This window comes from uncultured Dysgonomonas sp. (genome assembly GCF_900079725.1).
In the GTDB taxonomy this organism is placed as follows: Bacteria; Bacteroidota; Bacteroidia; order Bacteroidales; family Dysgonomonadaceae; genus Dysgonomonas.
Genome location: NZ_LT599032.1, coordinates 4,548,526 through 4,566,944, shown reverse-complemented (window position 1 = coordinate 4,566,944; position 18,419 = coordinate 4,548,526). Strand labels below are relative to the sequence as shown.

The following is an 18,419-nucleotide window of genomic DNA, read 5'->3' as shown; positions in this document are numbered from 1 at the left end:
TTAACCATATATAGTTAAAAGGTAACAGAGGTAACACTATTTACGCTTTCTTCATTCGTGTTACTTATTACTTAAAACTATTCAAAGAGCTATCGGCTAACAGCCATATACATAGATAAACTTTTACCTCAAAAATATAGTCTTTATATATTTAGCCTGTACTCCCGGATATTTCGTTTCTCAGGCATGATAAACAAGAATCATTCCTCTTATTTTCCACTTGTTTTCTGCCTGCACTTTGTCCTTCTCTGAAAGCTTTTATATTCATATCCACTACAGATTCTCCTTTGCGACCAAATACCTGTGCAATAGCTCCTTCCAGTTTGGAAGCTTCTATACCCAAAATCACAGAAGCAGCACCCAGCAGCACCATATTTGCAGCCCGAGACACTTTAGCTTCTTTAGCAATAGCATCTACATCCAGAAGTATGACATTAGGCAATGAAGATAATTCTTCAAGGATATTATCTAATTCGGGATAATTCGGAATATTGACAAAAGGTGAAATATTCGTCACCACCCAGCCCTCATCTGATAAGTATGGAATATAACGCAAAGCCTCCATCGGTTCCAGTGATAGAATAGCATCAGCGGTTCCTTTTGCAATCAGGTCGGAATGTATCGGATTTGACGATATACGAAGATTAGATTGAACATCCCCTCCCCGTTGGCTCATGCCATGTACTTCAGCCTGTTTTATATGTAATCCCTCCCGAAGAGAAGCTTCTCCAATAATGGCAGCAATGGAAAGTATTCCTTGTCCGCCTACACCTGAAAGTATTATATCGAGTTTCATAATTAATTAGTTACAAGTTGTAAGTGTAAAATGAAAAATGAAGGATATTTTTCACTTTTCGTTTTTTACTTTTCGTTTAATTGTCTGTATGCATTCTCTGCGAGGAATAATAACCGAAACACCATTATATTCAATTTCTTCACGAATAATATTCTTTATTTCTTCTATATTCTTCGGTAATGGAATCACGATGCGCAGGTGTTCTTTCTCCACACCCACACCAAGACATATATCTTCCAATTTTTCGTATCCTGCCGAATCCTGCCCTCCGGTCATAGCCGTAGTCAGATTATCTGAAATAACAATGGTCACACTGGCATTCGAATTTACGGCATCTAACAATCCTGTTATTCCTGAATGAGTGAAAGTGGAATCGCCAATAACCGCTACCGATGGGAACAAACCTCCATCAGCAGCACCTTTAGCCATCGTTATGGACGCCCCCATATCCACACAGGTATCTATGGCCCGGAAAGGTGGCAATGCGCCAAGCGTATAACAACCTATATCACTGAACACTTTTGCATTCTCATATTCGTGGAACACTTCATTCAACGCATCATATACATCCCTATGTCCGCACCCTGTACATAATGCAGGTGGACGGGCTACGACATTTTCACTTGCTCCCTGGTACACTTTAACCGAGAAGCCCAATGCTGCGCGAACATTGTCGGGTGTAAGTTCTCCTACCCGCGGCAACTCTCCCGTCAGGCGTCCTTTAACCTTTCCTGTTTCATCCAGCAATCCGCGAAGCTGCTCTTCAACAAAAGGTTGCCCGTCCTCAAGAATCAAGACCTCATCACATTCATTCCATACTTTCCGTATAAGTTCTTTCGGCAAAGGATATTGTGAGATTTTCAACACTGTGCGATCACAACTGTCAGGATAATTCTCCATCAGGTAATTATAACCGATTCCGCAAGCAATAACTCCTTGTCGATTGCCTTCTTTATAAAAATTATATGGCGACTGCGAAGATATTTTTTCCAATTCGGTCTGGACAGCCAAGAGTTCGTTATATCTTCTTCTTGCATTTACAGGAAGTAGCACCCAACGGGATTTATCTTCGGGGAATTTTATTTCATTCTGCTCTTTGCTCTCTGATATTTCGACCACAGCACGCGAATGTGCCATACGGGTAGTAAGCCGTATCAGTACAGGCAATTCATATTTTTCAGAAACATCGAAAGCATAACGCACCATATCATACGCTTCCTGTTGCGACGATGGTTCGAATATAGGTGTAAACGCAAACTTACCATAAAAACGCGAATCCTGCTCATTCTGGGAAGAGTGCATCGAGGGGTCGTCAGCCACTAGAACTACCAGCCCACCATTTGTTCCCGTCATAGCCGAATTTACAAAGGCATCGGCTGCTACATTCAGTCCCACATGCTTCATACACACCAATGCCCGCTTTCCAATATAGGATACACCTAGAGCCGTTTCCATAGCAGTTTTTTCATTGGTACACCATTGACTGTGAATATTCCGCTCCTTTGCTAATGGTGAATCCTGAATATATTCCGTTATTTCGGTCGAAGGCGTTCCCGGATATGCATACACACCCGTAATGCCAGCATGGATAGCACCCAAGGCGATCGCCTGGTCACCCAGCATCAATAATTTTTCTCTCATTTAGTTGATTATTCTGTATTTATCGGCATCATTGAGTGCCGGAAATTTTTCACGAAAGTCTTTTAATATCTGTATATCTATATTACCACAAGCCGCATTTTCCAAGCCATCTTCCGCCGCTACAATTGTTTTGCCCATATAATCGAGCAATACGGTACCTCCATTATAGCTGTTGCCGGGGTCATTCCCTACCCTGTTCACTCCCGCTACATAACAAAGGTTCTCGATAGCACGTGCTTTGAGCAGTGTATTCCAAGCATCGATACGGACTGTCGGCCAGTTGGCGACATAAATAATCATATCATAATCACCCCTGTTTCTGGAAAATACGGGAAAGCGCAGATCATAACAGATTTGCAGTAAGACCCTTACACCTTTATATTCCACTATTACCCTTTCGTCTCCTGCAGCATATTCTTTGTCTTCACCTGAGAATGTGAACAAATGTTTCTTATTATAGGTGGCATAACTGCCGTCGGGTTTTACGAAATAGAAACGGTTGTAATACTTTCCTCCGTCTTCAACTGACACACTTCCTGCAATCGCCACGTTCTTTTTCTCGGCAATTGTTTGCATCCAATGAAGGGTATCGGTATCCGCTTTTTCTGCTATATCGGAAGGAGTCATGCAAAAACCTGATGTAAACATTTCAGGTAAGATAACCAAATCTACCTGTGGCAACGTGTCGATTATCGTCTCTGCGTGCGTCCTGTTTTCATTTGGCTTTTGCCACTGTATGTCGGTTTGTAATAGTATAATGTTCATGTGCATTAGATATATGCACCGAAGATAAAGATTTTTAGCGAAAAGTCGAAATGACAATTTGCAATTTTAAATGATTTAAGGGTATTATTTTAATAATTATATGAAAAGAGTTTGAACAAGATGATAAAATATCTCATTAAAGTTCACGTACCAACTTCTTCAATTCTACACGGCTTATCTTCCCTGTCTCTGTTAAAGGGATTTTATCTACCTTAATAATCTTCTTAGGAGTATAATATGCAGGTTGGATATCTTTAAATATAGCCGGATCAATATCTTCTTCCACTGCAAGAATTAGTACTTCTCCAAATTTAGGATCGGGAAGGGATGTAACAGCAAAAGAGCTATTGATAAGGGGCTTCAGTATCTTTTCAACTTCTTCTATCTGAATCTTTATTCCTCCGCTGTTAATTACATTATCTTTGCGTCCTGTGATACGGAAGCTTCCGTCTTTATCTATCTCCGCAATATCGTTCGTATAAAGTTTTTCGCTTGTTACCAACGGCGCATCTATTATCAGTGTATTATCATCCGATAATGATAGCGCAACAGATGGAAATGGGATATATGATCCGGAAGCACTCTCTCCGTTCAGCCTGCGCAAAGCAATGTGCGAAAGGGTCTCGGTCATTCCATATGTAGAATATACATTATTAGGAAAAAATTTCATTTTTTCTTCCAGACGGGAGTCAATCGCCCCTCCTCCTATTATCAGATTTTTTATTTTTTCCAGTTTCTTCCGCTCTTTATCAGACTCCAAGCTATTATACACCTGCATAGGGATCATCGCGGCAAAACCGAACGTAACTTTTGCATCTTTCAGCGGGTTGCCGGACGGGGTGACAGGATATAAGTCCAGGCCTGCGATCAATGCACGTACCACCATCATTTTACCTGCAATATAGTCTAGCGACATACACAGCAGGGCTTTGTTTCCTTCTTTTAATCCGAGAAAAGAACAGGTAAGTTCCGCACTGCGCATCATCCGCTCTTTTTCCACCATCATTTCTTTAGGTGCGCCTGTAGAACCTGATGTTTGCACCCTAATCAATGGTGAACGGGAAAACCACTCTTTCAGAAATAAATAAAGACTATAATGGAAATCCGATTTTAGGGCAAAGGCCGGCATTCCTTTGCTTCGGAAAATATCAGGGGTATAGGAACCTCCGTCTATTGTTATTATTTGTCTTTTTATGTAAAGTTGATACATATATTTTATAAGTGAAAAGTGAAGAACTAAAAATGTAGAATATTTTTCACTTTTCGTTTTTCATTTTTCGTTTTTATTTCGTACCAAAGGCAGTCACCCTGTATAAACAATGGCATCTCTATATTGTTCGTATATAATGCGCCCGTACCAAGCCCTTGAGGAAGCGGATTATTGTAAGTAGAACACCATTGGGCTATCGCGTTCAGCCCGATATTCGATTCCAAAGCCGAAGTTATCCACCAGCCGATATTCATTGATCGGGCCAATTCTATCCATTCGGTTGCACCGATGATTCCTCCATGTAAGGTAGGTTTCAGAATTATGTATTGTGGTTTTATGGTTTCCAGCAAGTGTTCCTTTTCTTCAGGCTGGTTAACTCCGATCAGTTCTTCATCGAGCGCTATCGACAAAGGTGTTATCTCCGTCAATCGTGCCATATCGTTCCATTGTCCGGCGCGAATAGGTTGTTCGATAGAATGCAAATCCAGTTCGGCCAGCCGTTTCAATTTATCCAGCGCATCGTCCGGCGAAAATGCACCGTTTGCATCCACACGCAACGTTATTTTATCTGGCCCATAATGTTTACGGATATAGCGAAGCAGGTCTAGTTCTTTGTCAAAATTGATGGCTCCTATCTTGAGTTTCACACAGCGAAAACCCTGTTCCAATTTAGATTCTATCTGTTCGAGCATGTAATCATAATCGCCCATCCAGATAAGCCCATTGATAGGAATCCCTTTCTCTCCCCGGACAAACGGAGTATCCCATAAGCGGAAACTACCTTGTTCCAACTGCCTCATCGCCGTCTCCAGACCAAAGAGAATGGATGGATACGGACGCAATGCTTCTATACCCAATTTTCCGTCCTGCTCTAGTTTTTGGCAGAAATAAGATAGCCTATCCTCATAATTTTCGTCATAGTCGCAGCTAAGATCAAAAAGCGGGGCACACTCCCCTATCCCCCATCGCTCAGGCCGGGATGTATCAGTTATCACCACATACCATATTTTATGGTCGTGATAAACTCCGCGCGATGTCCCTGCGGGACGCTTGAAATGGAGCGTATAGGGTATGATCCGGGTTTTAAACATACTAAGATACGAGTTAACAAGATACGAGTTAACAAGACACGAGATACAAGTTTGTTCTTACTAGTATCTAGTATCTTGTATCTTGTCTACTTGTTTACTAATTACGGAAACTTAGGAAACTTTTTGAAGTCCGGCTTACGCTTTTCGAGGAATGCATGCTTTCCTTCCTGCGCCTCATCTGTCAGATAATAAAGTAAAGTCGCATTTCCGGCCAGTTCCTGAATACCGGATTGCCCGTCAAGTTCAGCATTGAGTCCCATTTTTATCATACGCAGCGCCATAGGGCTGTGTTGCATCATTTCGTGCGCCCATTTCACGGTTTCGTCTTCCAACTGATCGAAAGGCACAACAGTATTTACCAGTCCCATATCCAAAGCCTCCTGCGCTGAATACTGGCGGCAAAGGAACCATATTTCACGAGCCTTTTTTTGACCTACGATACGTGCCAGATAGGATGACCCGAATCCGGCATCAAAGCTGCCTACACGTGGGCCGGTCTGTCCGAAGATCGCATTTGCAGACGCAATAGACAAGTCACAAACGACTTGCAATACATGTCCACCACCGATCGCATAACCGTTTACCATCGCAATAACGGGCTTAGGCATCGAGCGTATTTGCTTCTGCACTTCAAGCACCTGTAAGCGAGGAACACCATCTTTACCTATATATCCGCCTTTACCTTTTACATTCTGGTCTCCACCGGCACAGAAAGCTTTATCTCCTGCGCCTGTAAGCACTACGACATAGATATCCTGATTTTCGTGACATATACGAAGGGCATCACTGATCTCCATAGTCGTGGTAGGAGTAAAAGCGTTGCGGTAACGCGGACGGTTGATTGTTATGCGGCCTATTCCTTCAAAGTAATCGAACAGAATTTCCTCATATTCTTTAATGGTTTGCCATTCTCTTGTTGCCATAATATTTTATTAATTTGAAAATTTGAAAATTCGGAAATTAGCAAATGATCTTTTCATTTTCAAATCTGCTAATTTGCTAATTTACTAATTAGTTTATGATAATAATCCTTGAAAGTCGCTTTGCTTACTTCCATATCCGTAATTACTTCAAGCACCATAGATTCCCGGATCGTCTCATTCATAAATGTCTCGAAAGCCTTACTCAGTTCTTCTTCGCTGGTTGCCGAAAGATATTTCATGCCCGAAGCACGCACCCATTCCCCAGCTCCGGTATTATGCGTTGCAGCAACATATTGCTTCAGCGATGGAGCCTTATTCAATCCCGGTAGCAGGTGGAAAATACCGCCACCGCCATTATTGACGAGCAGTATCCGGAGATTTTTTATATGTGAAATATTCCACAATGAATTCAGTCCGTAAAAGAAACTCAGATCGCCTATAACCAAATAGGTTATGCCCTCGTAAACGGATGCAAAACCAATAGCCGAAGACAATGAACTTTCTATCCCGTTCGTCCCGCGATTACAAAATACATTTACCGATTTATCCAATAAGTAAAGCTGTGCATTGCGCACGGTAGAGCTATTTGCCAAATGCAAAACAGAATTTCCGGGTAAGCGTTTCAGAAAATCACCCATAGCCTGGATATCGGAAAACGGTGTCTCAGAAGACGGTTCCGTTATCTTCTCCGAAGCCTCTTTCCATAAGCCGGAATATGGCCTTTGTTCATCTGTCGAAATGGCATTATACAAAGCTTTGAGAAATTTCTCGTTATCAGTCTCAACCAAATCTGTGAGGGATTGGAAAAGGTCTACCACTTCGCCCGACGGTGTAATATGCCAGTGACTTACAGGCTTATTCCCTCTTAGAAATTGCTTCAATCGCTTTGAAACGATATGCCCACCGATAGTAACAACCAAATCGGGTACAAGATCAGTCTTCTTTTCGTCGGGGATAGCATATAATAAAGCATCGAAATTGGATATGAACAAAGGTGAAACACAATTGGACGGATGCTCTACCAATACAATGCAATCATTCCGTCCCACTAATTTCTCCAAAACCTTTACTAATCCGGGCGATTTTGGTAACTGCCCAACTATAATCATACGTTTGGGCAAATGGTTCCACTTATCCGAAAAAGGTGTTGTATCAACCGATTTTTCAATAGAGGCAAGATTTATTTTTCTTACCTCGGGAAGTTTCTCCACCGAATAATCGAATAAGGGTTCCGATATAGGTACATTGATATGTACAGGCCCCTGAGCATCAGTCATACAATCAATCAAGGCCTCATTTATAAGACGGTTGCAAAACCATGTATCCCGTTCTGTTTCTATTTCCGGCAGATTCACAGATTTCTTTACCAACGAACCGAAAACTCCTGCCTGCGGCAATGTCTGCCCGTCCATTTGTCCTATCCATTCCTGCGAACGGTCCGCCGAAACCACTATCAGAGGTAATTGCTGATAATATGCCTCCGCTACAGCCGGGGCATAATTGAGCAGGGCGGTACCCGATGTACAACAGATAACAATAGGCTTACGCGTACACTGGATAATACCCAGTGCATAGAACGCCGCATTACGCTCATCCACTATCACATGACAATCGAAAGACGACTCCTGCGAAAATGTCTGCATCAATGGTGCGTTGCGTGAACCGGGAGACATTACTACATGCCGTATCCCGTACGCCTTGAGCATCGCTACCGTTTGTAATACATTTTTCTTTACTGAGAACATTTTAGTTACAATTTGTAAGTAAAAAACGAAAAGTGAAAAATACTTTTAATTCTTCGTTTTTCATTTTTCACTTTTAAATTACCGACAATATCGTTTGCAATTTATTTTCTGTTTCTTCCCATTCCGATTTCAGTTCCGAAGAAAGAAGCATACCTCCTCCCGCATAAAGCCGGAGTAAATCATCCCCTATTTGCATACACCTCAGGTTTACATACAGGCGGCTGCTTCCCTCAATATCCAATGGACCTACAAACCCCGAATAATAGCGACGATCATACGATTCATTCTTAAGAATAAAATCGAAAGCCGATTCTTTCGGAAATCCGCATACTGCGGGGCTGGGATGCAACAACGCGAGCAAATCCCCTATCTTGTATCCATCTTTCAGTTTAAACGAGAATTTGGTTTTCAAATGCTCTATATTTCCTGCCTGTGCAGTAAATGGACCACTTTGTATTACATCTCCACACAGTTGATCAAGCTGCTGCTGCATATAATCAACAACAATCTGCTGCTCCTTCCGGTTTTTATCATCCCAATCTTCGGACGATACTTTTTTTGTACCTGCCAGTGCTACTGTTTTGTACACTCCATCTTGCTCCGATACCAGCAATTCGGGAGAAATACCCATCCACGCCCCGGTTTGTGGAGTATTACATAGAAATACAAAGTTGGAATGATATTTCGCACATGCCTCATGGAAAGCCGTGCCTGCTGAAAAACTACGTTTTTTTTCCACATCGAATGTGCGGGAAAGCACCAGTTTTTGCAATTTATTTTCAGACAACGCTGAATAGAAAGCAGTGTAGTCGGAGCTATATTGAGTGAACGAATTTACAGATGTTTGATTATGAATATCAATGTGGGGCGCCCCTCCTTCGAAATGACAATCCGATAAATAGCTGAATATTACCACATCTCCTTTCAGGCAGATATCAGGGTGAATGACAATAAGAGGTGTATCTTCCGATATACGAAAAGGAGCGATAACAAAGCCTGTCTTCCCATTCAGATCGGACAAAGAAGCCAGACATAAAGTAGCCTGTGATGTTTGTAATACCAGATGTATATCTTGTTGCCTTGCCTGCCTGTATACGGCAAAGGATACATTTTTTTCAATCAGGGAATCAAAAATACTATAATCGAAATCTTGATTAAATTCCATTTAAAACATAACGTTGATTAAAATCTAATTTACAAAAGTACACTAAATAGGACATCATACTGCTATATTCAGTTGACTTTTTTACTTCAAAACATGTTGTACAACATATTTACAAGCCTACATTTTTTTTCAGTCAAAGCTACAACCGTTTCACATGCATGAATTTGTAACATTGAGTTTACATTATAGATAGAATCTATCTAATGGATATAATCAATTTCTATAAAACAAAATGTTAAACAGCATTGTTAATCAAGCACTAAATAAGATATTAAATAATAACAACTATGGAACATGATATAGCAATTATCGGAGGTGGCCCGGCAGGATACAATGCTGCTGAAAAGGCTGCCTTGAACGGTTTGAGAACAATACTCTTCGAGAAAAATGCAATCGGGGGTGTTTGTCTGAACGAAGGGTGTATCCCGACCAAGACATTACTCTATTCAGCTAAAACTCTGGACAGTATAAAAGGTGCATCAAAATATGGAATATCTGTAGAAGGTGAACCAACCTTCGACCTGCCTAAAATTATATCCCGAAAAGATAAGGTTGTAAAAAAACTGACTGCTGGGGTAAGTGCTAAACTGAACTTCAACGGGGTTACAGTTGTGCAGGGTGCAGCCAATATTGTGAATGAAGACAATGGTCTGTTTTACATTAAAAGCGGTGATAACACATACTCCGTAAAATATATACTATTGTGTACCGGCTCCGAAACGATTATTCCCCCCATCAAGGGACTGTCCGATGTAGACTACTGGACATCGAAAGAGGCTCTGGAATCGAAAGAATTACCCAAATCCCTGGCCATTATCGGCGGCGGTGTTATCGGCATCGAATTTGCTTCATTCTTTAACAGTATGGGAGTAAAAGTAAATGTAATAGAGATGATGCCCGAAATACTCGGTGCAATGGATAAAGAAACCTCAGCCATGCTGCGCACCGACTATACAAAGAAAGGTGTTACTTTCCGCCTGAATACAAAAGTGGTAGAGATTACGAAGAACGGTGTTGTAGTAGAAAAAGACGGTAAAACAGAAACCATCGAGGCCGACCGTATCCTCGTAAGCGTAGGCCGCAGGCCGATAGTAAAAGACTTCGGACTCGAAAATCTGAACATCGAAATGCTGAAAAACGGCATTAAAGTGAATGAATACATGCAAACCAGCAATCCTCGTGTATATGCCGCAGGTGATGTTACCGGATTCTCATTACTGGCTCACACTGCGATCCGTGAAGGCGAGGTTGCTATTAGCCATATTGTAGGCGAGGATGATAAAATGAGCTACAAAGCCATCCCGGGAGTAGTTTATACTAACCCTGAACTAGCGGGTGTAGGTAAAACAGAAGAAGAACTGAATGCAAACGGCGAATCATTCCGCGTACTGAAACTCCCGATGGCTTACTCGGGCCGTTTCGTCGCCGAAAATGAGGTGGGCAACGGTCTATGTAAGATAATTGTGGCTGACGACGACCGCATCATCGGTTGTCATATGCTCGGTAATCCGGCATCGGAACTCATTGTTATTGCTGGAATAGCAATTGAAAACGGCGATACTGTGGAAGAATTCCGCAAACATGTATACCCTCACCCTACCGTGAGCGAAATTATACACGAAACGTTATTCTCATGAATTATAATTTCAAGATTAAAAAATATCAGATTTCAAAATTAAAAAGAAAAATAAATTCCGAATCTTGAAATCTTGAAATAAAACTAATAATTATGCTTTGTATCAACAATACTCATACCGACGCTTATTTCAATCTGGCAAGCGAAGAATATCTTCTGAAAAATTTCAGTGAAGATATTTTTATGCTATGGCAAAACGAACCGTCGGTCATTGTTGGCAAATATCAGAATGTACTGGCTGAGATAAATCTCGACTTCGTCAAACGTAACCGGATAAAAGTCGTCAGGCGCTTTTCGGGCGGAGGTACAGTGTTTCACGACCTCGGCAACCTCAACCTCACATTCATCGAGAAAAATAATAATGTAAACTTCGACAAGTTCACAAAACAGATTATCGCCCTACTCTCCGAAATCGGTATACATGCCCAATCGGACGAACGCAGGGCGATAAATATTGACGGACTGAAGATATCGGGAAGTGCGCAATGTGTACACAAAGACAGGGTAATGTATCATGCTACCCTGCTTTTTTCGTCTGACCTCAGCAGCCTTGTCTCCACATTGGAGAGCGACCCTAAGCAACTGGAAAACAAGACAGACAACCGTATTTATGTAAAATCGGTAAAAAGCCCTGTTACCAATATTCTGCAACACCTGGATAAGCCTTTGGATATAAAGTTTTTCAAGAAATACATACTCGATTATTTTCTCAATAAGGACAAGGAAAACAAGATGTATAAATTTTCGAAAGAAGATATTTCCGCTGTAGAAACACTATCGGCATTGAAATATACTACCGAAGAGTGGAACTTTCATGGCAACAGGCCAGTAAGCAATAATTATTTATATGTATAAGAATAAACCAAAATATATAATTAACCATGTCAAAATTTGAAATAAAAATGCCCAAACTGGGCGAAAGTATTACAGAAGGGACAATCATTTCGTGGTCGATAAAAGTAGGTGACACCATCAACGAAGATGATGTATTGTTCGAAGTGAATACAGCAAAGGTAAGTGCGGAAATCCCGTCGCCTGTTGCTGGTAAGGTACTTGAAATACTGTTTAAGGAAGGAGATACTGTTGCGGTGGGCACAGTGGTCGCTGTCGTACAACTCGAAGATGAAGAAGGCGAGAGCGAAGAAGCTGCTCCGGCCCCGGCTGCTGAAAAGAAAGAAGAACCTACGACTCCGGCAAGAGCAGAAGAAAAAGCCGCTCCGGCTGCTACACCTGCCGAACCGACAGTAAGTGCACCCGCTACAAAAAACAGTGGCGACAGATGGTATTCGCCTGTTGTTCTAGGCAAAGCCCGCGATGCTAAAATCGATAAAGAAGAACTCGATGCTATTCCCGGCTCCGGATACGAAGGCCGTTTGAGTAAACGCGATATAGAAAAATATATAGACAATAAGAAAAAAGGAATTACTACTGCGGAAACAAAACCAAAACCAGTAGCTGCAGAAAAGCCTGCTGCTGCAACGGCTTCACATTCACAAACCAACGATGCGCCGAAGCCTGCCGTTCCTGTGGCTGTAGCCGATGGCGATACAGTCATTGCAATGGATCCTATACGCAAGATCATTGCTGACCGGATGACTTCATCCAAGAAGATTTCTCCGCATGTAACCAACGTGATCGAAGTAGATGTAACCAAACTGGTGAAATGGCGTGAAGAGAACAAAGATACATTCAAGAAACGCGAAGGTATCAGTCTTACATATATGTCTCCAATCGTAGAGGCGACAGCTAAGGCTTTGAAAGATTTCCCTCGTGTAAATTCATCGGTAGATGGATATAATATTATAGAGAAGAAACGTATCAATGTGGGTGTTGCCGTATCGCTGAACGATGGTAACCTGATTGTACCTGTAGTAAAAGATGCCGACAAACTAAGTATTAGCGGAATAGCCGCATCTGTAAACTCACTTGCTAACAAGGCACGCGCAAACAAACTGATGCCGGACGAGATACAAGGCGGTACATTTACTATCACCAATTTCGGATCATTCAAGAGCTTGTTCGGTACTCCGATCATCAATCAGCCGGAAGTTGCAATTCTGGGTGTAGGTATTATCGAAAAGAAACCTTCTATAGTAGAAACTCCTGAAGGAGATGTAATAGCTATCCGTCACAAGATGTATCTGTCATTGTCGTATGATCACCGTGTGATAGACGGTATGCTGGGAGGTAACTTCTTGCACCGCATAGCAGAGTATCTGGAAAACTGGAATGAATAAACTCAGATATAAGTAGACAAGGTACAAGTAAACGAGCCTCTAACTTGTATCTCGTATCTCGTCTACTTGTCAACTAACAAAAAATAAGAATGAAAAAATACGATATAAAAACCACAGACAAAGAAACGCTCAAAAAATGGTATCACCTGATGACATTGGGGCGTGCTATCGACGAGAAAGCTCCTGCTTATCTCCTGCAATCGCTGGGTTGGTCGTATCATGCACCTTATGCGGGGCATGACGGCATACAACTGGCAATGGGACAAGTATTTAAAAGGGGCGAAGATTTTATGTTTCCCTACTACAGAGATATGCTCACCGTACTATCGGCAGGACTAACCGCCGAAGAGCTTATTCTGAACGGTATATCAAAAGCTACCGACCCTGCCAGTGGCGGACGCCATATGTCGAATCACTTTGCCAAGCCTGAATGGGGAATACAGAATGTATCGTCGGCAACTGCCAATCACGACTCTCAGGCTGTAGGTACTGCCCGCGCTATGGTTTACTATAAGCACAAAGGGGTGGCAATAGCTTCGCACGGAGATTCATCTACATCGGAAGGTTATGTATACGAAGCAATCAATGGAGCATCGAAAGAACGCCTGCCATTTATCCTTGTTGTTCAGGACAATGGTTATGGTATATCCGTTCCTAAAAAAGACCAGACAGCTAACCGTAAGGCCTCTGAAAATTTCAGTGGAATTAAAAACCTGCGCATCATACATTGTAATGGTAAAGATGTATTCGATTCGATGAACGCTATGACCGAAGCCCGCGAATTCGCTATCGAAAATCGCACTCCGGTAATTGTACACGCCAATTGCGTACGTATAGGCTCGCACTCCAACTCGGATAAACATACGCTTTATCGTGACGAAAACGAATTGAAATATGTAAAAGAAGCCGATCCTCTGATGAAGTTTCGCCGTATGCTGTTGCGCTACAAACGCCTCACAGAAGAGGAGTTGAAAGAAATAGAAGCCAATGCAAAGAAAGAATTGAGTGCCGCTAACAAAAAAGCTTTAGCTGCACCCGATCCTGATCCTGCTTCGATATTTGACTTTGTAAACCCTGAACCATATCACCCTCAGAAATATGTTGACGGTACGCATAAGGAAGAAGGAGAAAAGAAAAATCTCGTTACTGCATTGAACGAAACATTAAAAGCTGAATTCCGGCACAATCCGGATACTTTCCTTTGGGGACAGGACGTAGCCAATAAGGACAAAGGAGGTGTGTTTAACGTATCGAAAGGTATGCAGCAGGAATTTGGCGAAGAACGTGTTTTTAATGCACCTATTGCCGAAGACTACATCGTGGCCACAGCCAATGGTATGAGCCGATTTGACAAAAAAATCCGTATCGTAGTCGAAGGTGCCGAGTTTGCCGATTACTTCTGGCCAGCCATGGAACAATATGTGGAATGCACGCACGACTACTGGCGCAGCAATGGTAAATTTTCACCGAATATTACCTTAAGGTTGGCTTCGGGCGGATTTATCGGTGGCGGTATGTATCACTCGCAAAATCTGGAAGGAACATTAACAACGCTTCCGGGTGCACGCATTGTTTACCCGTCATTTGCAGATGATGCTGCGGGATTGCTACGTACTAGTATGCGTTCCGAAGGATTTACCGTATTCCTTGAACCGAAAGCATTATACAACTCAGTAGAAGCCTCAACCGTCATCCCTGACGACTTTGAAGTACCTTTCGGAAAGGCACGTATCCGCCGTCCGGGTAAAGATTTGAGCCTTATCACATACGGCAACACAACCCTATTCAGCCTCAATGCAGCGGAACGTCTAGCCAAAGAAGGCGGTTGGGATGTGGAAGTAATCGATATCCGCTCGCTTGTACCTCTCGACAAAGACGCAATTTTCGAATCGGTGAAGAAAACCAGCAAAGTACTTGTTGTACATGAAGATAAAGTATTCTCCGGATTTGGTGCAGAAATAGCAGCCATGATAGGAACTGAAATGTTCCGCTATCTGGATGCTCCTGTGCAGCGTGTAGGCTCTACATTTACTCCGGTAGGTTTCAATCCTATATTGGAAAAGGCTGTATTGCCGGGAGAAGATCGGATATATGAGGCAGCTAAGAAGTTATTAGAATATTAGCAGCCCCCTAAATCCCCCACGGGGGACTTTTGTAAACCCAGAAATAAAAATATTGATACACCCTTTGACTCTCAGAGTCCCTCCCCCTCGAGGGAGGTCAGGGGGACTATAACTTAACAGATATGAAAAAAATAGGATTGTTTTACGGAACAAGCACAACCAAAACCGCGGCAATAGCAAAAAAAGTAAAGGCTGCATTCGGTGAGGACAAGATTGATCTCATTCCCGTAGAAGATGCATGGACTAAAGATTTTGAAAGCTATACCAACATTATCATCGGTGTTTCCACTTGGTTCGATGGAGAACTGCCTACTTATTGGGACGAAGTAAAACCTGAACTGGAAACATTGAAGATGAAAGGGAAAAAGATTGCTATCTTCGGACTGGGCGATCAGGTGAAGTATCCCGAAAACTTCGTGGACGGGATAGGTATCCTTGCTGAAACATTCGAGGCTATCGGAGCTACTCTTGTTGGGCTTACTTCTACAGAGGGCTATACATTCGAACACTCACGTGCCATACGAGATGGAAAGTTTACAGGACTGGCTATCGATTTCGAAAACCAGCATAGCAAGACAGACAAAAGAGTTAAAGAATGGGTGGAGCAATTAAAGAAGGAATTTGATTGATTTGCCCACAGAGGTATATAGGACCGGGATCTTTCAACTGAAAGGTCCCGTTTCTGTTTATCTGAAATAGTTGTTGATATTCTATTGATATTATAAATCGAGTTACAAATTTACTTTTTTTGAAAAAGTTTATCTATACAATTAGAGCCCACAGCCTTTAACTATTGATTTGTAGATCTTTGAAATATTGATCGGCCCCTCCAACCTCCCCAAGGGAAGGCTACAAAGAGGGTAAAAGTAATAGGTAGAAAAAGTGTTACCTTTGTTACCTTTTAGTAAGAAGTAAGTATTGAGTAATAAGTTGAACGGGTTTTAATTGTTAAACTGATAAGTGTTGACTGATGACTGAGAATGTTGTTACTTTTGTTACTTTTTTCAGTTACAAATTATAAACTGATGACTGTTAACTGACGAGATGCTTCGCTCTTCTTAGCATGACAGGATATAAGAATTCTCAAAGAGCTATCAGCTAAAAGCTGAAATATGTGTAACCTTTGTTACCTTTTTGAAATAGTTGCGAATTATTGCGTCCTCTGGACTGTTACGAGAAAGACATTGTTAACTGTTCACTGAAAAACTCACTTATACGACAGCCAAAGCTATCAGCTAAAAGCTGAATATATGTCAGATATGTCAAGTTTTAACAATATATAGTTAATTAATGTATAAAACAGTTGGCAATTATAGTTGTCAATTCCAAGTTTGGCCTAGTCTGTGCAAGTCCTAATAGCATGCTTCAGCATTTTCCTTACCACAATATGATGAAAAGGGCAAATAGCATAGAAATAAGCATATCCAAGCCAGTTATGAAACTCGACCAATGTAATAACACTTATAGTCTGTTTGTTTCCCTCATATTCTATACAGACAGACAAATGCGCTGACAAATGCTTGTCGCTGAGGCAGAGCACCGTTTCATTTTCTGATTTGTCAGGAACAGACATAAGCCCATAATTACCACCCTGACGTATACAACGTTCAATTTCTTCTGTATTCCGGTTTTCATCTCCTTTGAGTCCGAATGGCTTAACCAACGTGTTGCGAATGCGGAAAAGATTTTCGAGCCACTTAGGATTTATAGTCCAGAAGGCAACCTGAATATCGTCGGCAGTGATCATAGGAGTATTCTCTATGATGCATTCGAAAATGTCTTTGTAGTTGACCGGAAGATATTTGTTTACTAATGCCTTTTGAGGAATATTCTTTTTTTGTGTTACGATCATTTTGTTCTTTACTATTTCACGATAAAGTTAAAGATTTTAATTTTCAAATTAGTTCTTAATCATAATTTATGTTGTATTTTTAAACTATAATAGCGTATTTAATATTGTATGAAAGAAATAGAAACAAAAAGAGTGACATTCGATGAAATTGATCAATTACAAAAAATCAGCAGGCAAACTTTCTATGAAACATTTTCGGAAGTGAATACTGAAGACAACATGTCTAAATACCTGGCAGAGAAATTCTCAGTTGAAACCCTGTCTATTGAGCTAAACAATAAAGATTCAGAGTTTTATTTTGCTATATCCGGAGGAGAGGTAATTGGTTACCTGAAACTTAATTCAGGGCAATCGCAGACAGAACTCAATGATATTAAATCACTTGAAATAGAGCGAATTTATGTATTGAAAGAATTTCACGGAAAAAGTGTGGGACAATTGCTCTATCGGAAAGCTATACAAAGAGCACAGGAGACAGGTGTCGATTCCGTATGGCTAGGTGTATGGGAAGAGAATCCGAGAGCGATAAGTTTTTATAAGAAGAATGGTTTTGTCGAGTTTGATAAACATATTTTCAGACTAGGTGATGACGAACAGACAGATATTATGATGAAATTGCAATTAAAAGATATACAATAAAACAGTAAATTCTATGAGTAACAATGCTGAAGTAATCCGCTGCGGGTGGGTTGGAAATGATCCTTTATATATAAAGTACCACGACGACGAATGGGGTACAGAAGTGACTGATGACAAAACAATGTTTGAATTCCTTGTTCTCGAAAGTGCTCAAGCCGGGCTAAGCTGGATAACCATCCTCAGAAAACGGGAGGGTTACAAAAAGGCCTTTGCCGGATTCGATGCAGAAAAGGTTGCGAAGTTTACAGACAAAGATGTGGAACGACTGATAAAGGATGAGGGTATTGTCCGTAACAAGCTGAAAGTAAAAGCTACAATATCCAATGCCCAACTTTTCCTTGATGTACAAAAAGAATTCGGTAGTTTCTGTAACTATATGAAATCATTCCTACCTGAAGGTAAACCAATTATCAATCATTGGAAAACATTAGCTGAAGTACCTGCGTCAACGCCACTGTCCGATGCCATCAGTAAGGATATGAAAAAACGGGGATTTAAGTTTTTCGGCACTACAATTTGTTATGCACATCTGCAAGCCGTAGGCTACATCAACGACCACTTGACAAACTGTATATGCAGGACAGGCAAGAAATAAA

At 41.4% G+C, this 18,419-nt stretch carries 16 protein-coding genes; 7 read left to right on the top strand and 9 right to left on the bottom strand.

Annotation, left to right across the window (positions count from 1 at the left end; translation table 11 throughout):
- Window positions 1–151 precede the first annotated feature (151 nt).
- The 8 genes from QZL88_RS18805 to QZL88_RS18770 all read right to left on the bottom strand — a co-directional run bounded on the left by QZL88_RS18805 (window position 152) and on the right by QZL88_RS18770 (window position 9,336).
- The gene (locus QZL88_RS18805) at window positions 152–796 is read right to left on the bottom strand and encodes an indolepyruvate oxidoreductase subunit beta (protein ID WP_296943916.1); all 645 of its coding nucleotides are present in this window, start codon (window positions 794–796) and stop codon (window positions 152–154) included.
- Between the two features lie 51 nt (window positions 797–847).
- On the bottom strand, window positions 848–2,437 hold the full coding sequence (locus QZL88_RS18800) for a thiamine pyrophosphate-dependent enzyme (RefSeq protein ID WP_296943913.1): 1,590 nt from the start codon (window positions 2,435–2,437) through the stop codon (window positions 848–850).
- Entirely contained in the window at window positions 2,438–3,202 is a 765-nt protein-coding gene (locus QZL88_RS18795; RefSeq protein ID WP_296943910.1) for an amidohydrolase, read from the bottom strand.
- 136 nt (window positions 3,203–3,338) lie between these two features.
- Window positions 3,339–4,412 (bottom strand): AMP-binding protein, encoded by a 1,074-nt coding sequence (locus tag QZL88_RS18790; RefSeq protein WP_296943907.1) that lies wholly within the window; start codon window positions 4,410–4,412, stop codon window positions 3,339–3,341.
- A gap of 26 nt (window positions 4,413–4,438) precedes the next feature.
- Complete coding sequence (locus QZL88_RS18785; RefSeq protein ID WP_296943904.1) at window positions 4,439–5,503, bottom strand: o-succinylbenzoate synthase; 1,065 nt, start codon at window positions 5,501–5,503, stop codon at window positions 4,439–4,441.
- A 101-nt stretch (window positions 5,504–5,604) separates the two neighbouring features.
- Entirely contained in the window at window positions 5,605–6,426 is an 822-nt protein-coding gene (gene menB / locus QZL88_RS18780) for a 1,4-dihydroxy-2-naphthoyl-CoA synthase (protein WP_296943902.1), read from the bottom strand.
- A gap of 68 nt (window positions 6,427–6,494) precedes the next feature.
- Window positions 6,495–8,171, bottom strand: coding sequence for a 2-succinyl-5-enolpyruvyl-6-hydroxy-3-cyclohexene-1-carboxylic-acid synthase (gene menD / locus QZL88_RS18775; RefSeq protein WP_296943900.1), 1,677 nt, complete (start codon window positions 8,169–8,171; stop codon window positions 6,495–6,497).
- Between the two features lie 73 nt (window positions 8,172–8,244).
- Window positions 8,245–9,336: an isochorismate synthase gene (locus QZL88_RS18770; RefSeq protein ID WP_296943897.1), complete on the bottom strand. Its 1,092-nt coding sequence runs from the start codon at window positions 9,334–9,336 to the stop codon at window positions 8,245–8,247.
- A 287-nt stretch (window positions 9,337–9,623) separates the two neighbouring features.
- Here QZL88_RS18770 and lpdA point away from each other — a divergent pair, with 287 nt between their 5' ends.
- From lpdA to QZL88_RS18745, 5 genes are all read left to right on the top strand, one after another.
- Window positions 9,624–10,973, top strand: a complete 1,350-nt coding sequence (gene lpdA, locus QZL88_RS18765) for a dihydrolipoyl dehydrogenase (protein ID WP_296943894.1) — start codon at window positions 9,624–9,626, stop codon at window positions 10,971–10,973.
- Between the two features lie 92 nt (window positions 10,974–11,065).
- Window positions 11,066–11,827 carry a lipoate--protein ligase family protein gene (locus QZL88_RS18760; protein WP_296943891.1) on the top strand — a complete coding sequence of 254 codons (762 nt, stop codon included), beginning with the start codon at window positions 11,066–11,068 and terminating at the stop codon, window positions 11,825–11,827.
- Window positions 11,828–11,853: 26 nt separating this feature from the next.
- Entirely contained in the window at window positions 11,854–13,209 is a 1,356-nt protein-coding gene (locus QZL88_RS18755) for a dihydrolipoamide acetyltransferase family protein (RefSeq protein ID WP_296943888.1), read from the top strand.
- Between the two features lie 89 nt (window positions 13,210–13,298).
- Window positions 13,299–15,332, top strand: a complete 2,034-nt coding sequence (locus QZL88_RS18750; protein WP_296943885.1) for an alpha-ketoacid dehydrogenase subunit alpha/beta — start codon at window positions 13,299–13,301, stop codon at window positions 15,330–15,332.
- Window positions 15,333–15,454: 122 nt separating this feature from the next.
- Window positions 15,455–15,961, top strand: a complete 507-nt coding sequence (locus QZL88_RS18745; RefSeq protein WP_296943882.1) for a flavodoxin — start codon at window positions 15,455–15,457, stop codon at window positions 15,959–15,961.
- A 707-nt stretch (window positions 15,962–16,668) separates the two neighbouring features.
- Here QZL88_RS18745 and QZL88_RS18740 read toward each other — a convergent pair.
- A complete protein-coding gene (locus QZL88_RS18740) occupies window positions 16,669–17,184 on the bottom strand; it encodes a DUF2867 domain-containing protein (protein WP_296943879.1) in 516 nt (171 codons plus the stop codon).
- Window positions 17,185–17,292: 108 nt separating this feature from the next.
- Here QZL88_RS18740 and QZL88_RS18735 point away from each other — a divergent pair, with 108 nt between their 5' ends.
- A complete protein-coding gene (locus QZL88_RS18735) occupies window positions 17,293–17,823 on the top strand; it encodes a GNAT family N-acetyltransferase (protein ID WP_296943877.1) in 531 nt (176 codons plus the stop codon).
- Between the two features lie 13 nt (window positions 17,824–17,836).
- Complete coding sequence (locus QZL88_RS18730; RefSeq protein WP_296943875.1) at window positions 17,837–18,418, top strand: DNA-3-methyladenine glycosylase I; 582 nt, start codon at window positions 17,837–17,839, stop codon at window positions 18,416–18,418.
- Window position 18,419 lies beyond the last annotated feature (1 nt).

Excerpts from the sequence above, each read along its gene's own strand:
- QZL88_RS18730 (WP_296943875.1), top strand. The coding sequence starts at position 17,837 with ATGAGTAACAATGCTGAAGTAATCCGCTGCGGGTGGGTTGGAAATGAT.
- QZL88_RS18750 (WP_296943885.1), top strand. The coding sequence starts at position 13,299 with ATGAAAAAATACGATATAAAAACCACAGACAAAGAAACGCTCAAAAAA.
- QZL88_RS18740 (WP_296943879.1), bottom strand. The coding sequence starts at position 17,184 with ATGATCGTAACACAAAAAAAGAATATTCCTCAAAAGGCATTAGTAAAC.
- QZL88_RS18755 (WP_296943888.1), top strand. The coding sequence starts at position 11,854 with ATGTCAAAATTTGAAATAAAAATGCCCAAACTGGGCGAAAGTATTACA.
- QZL88_RS18805 (WP_296943916.1), bottom strand. The coding sequence starts at position 796 with ATGAAACTCGATATAATACTTTCAGGTGTAGGCGGACAAGGAATACTT.
- lpdA (WP_296943894.1), top strand. The coding sequence starts at position 9,624 with ATGGAACATGATATAGCAATTATCGGAGGTGGCCCGGCAGGATACAAT.
- QZL88_RS18760 (WP_296943891.1), top strand. The coding sequence starts at position 11,066 with ATGCTTTGTATCAACAATACTCATACCGACGCTTATTTCAATCTGGCA.
- QZL88_RS18800 (WP_296943913.1), bottom strand. The coding sequence starts at position 2,437 with ATGAGAGAAAAATTATTGATGCTGGGTGACCAGGCGATCGCCTTGGGT.
- QZL88_RS18735 (WP_296943877.1), top strand. The coding sequence starts at position 17,293 with ATGAAAGAAATAGAAACAAAAAGAGTGACATTCGATGAAATTGATCAA.
- menB (WP_296943902.1), bottom strand. The coding sequence starts at position 6,426 with ATGGCAACAAGAGAATGGCAAACCATTAAAGAATATGAGGAAATTCTG.
- QZL88_RS18795 (WP_296943910.1), bottom strand. The coding sequence starts at position 3,202 with ATGAACATTATACTATTACAAACCGACATACAGTGGCAAAAGCCAAAT.
- QZL88_RS18770 (WP_296943897.1), bottom strand. The coding sequence starts at position 9,336 with ATGGAATTTAATCAAGATTTCGATTATAGTATTTTTGATTCCCTGATT.
- QZL88_RS18745 (WP_296943882.1), top strand. The coding sequence starts at position 15,455 with ATGAAAAAAATAGGATTGTTTTACGGAACAAGCACAACCAAAACCGCG.
- menD (WP_296943900.1), bottom strand. The coding sequence starts at position 8,171 with ATGTTCTCAGTAAAGAAAAATGTATTACAAACGGTAGCGATGCTCAAG.
- QZL88_RS18785 (WP_296943904.1), bottom strand. The coding sequence starts at position 5,503 with ATGTTTAAAACCCGGATCATACCCTATACGCTCCATTTCAAGCGTCCC.
- QZL88_RS18790 (WP_296943907.1), bottom strand. The coding sequence starts at position 4,412 with ATGTATCAACTTTACATAAAAAGACAAATAATAACAATAGACGGAGGT.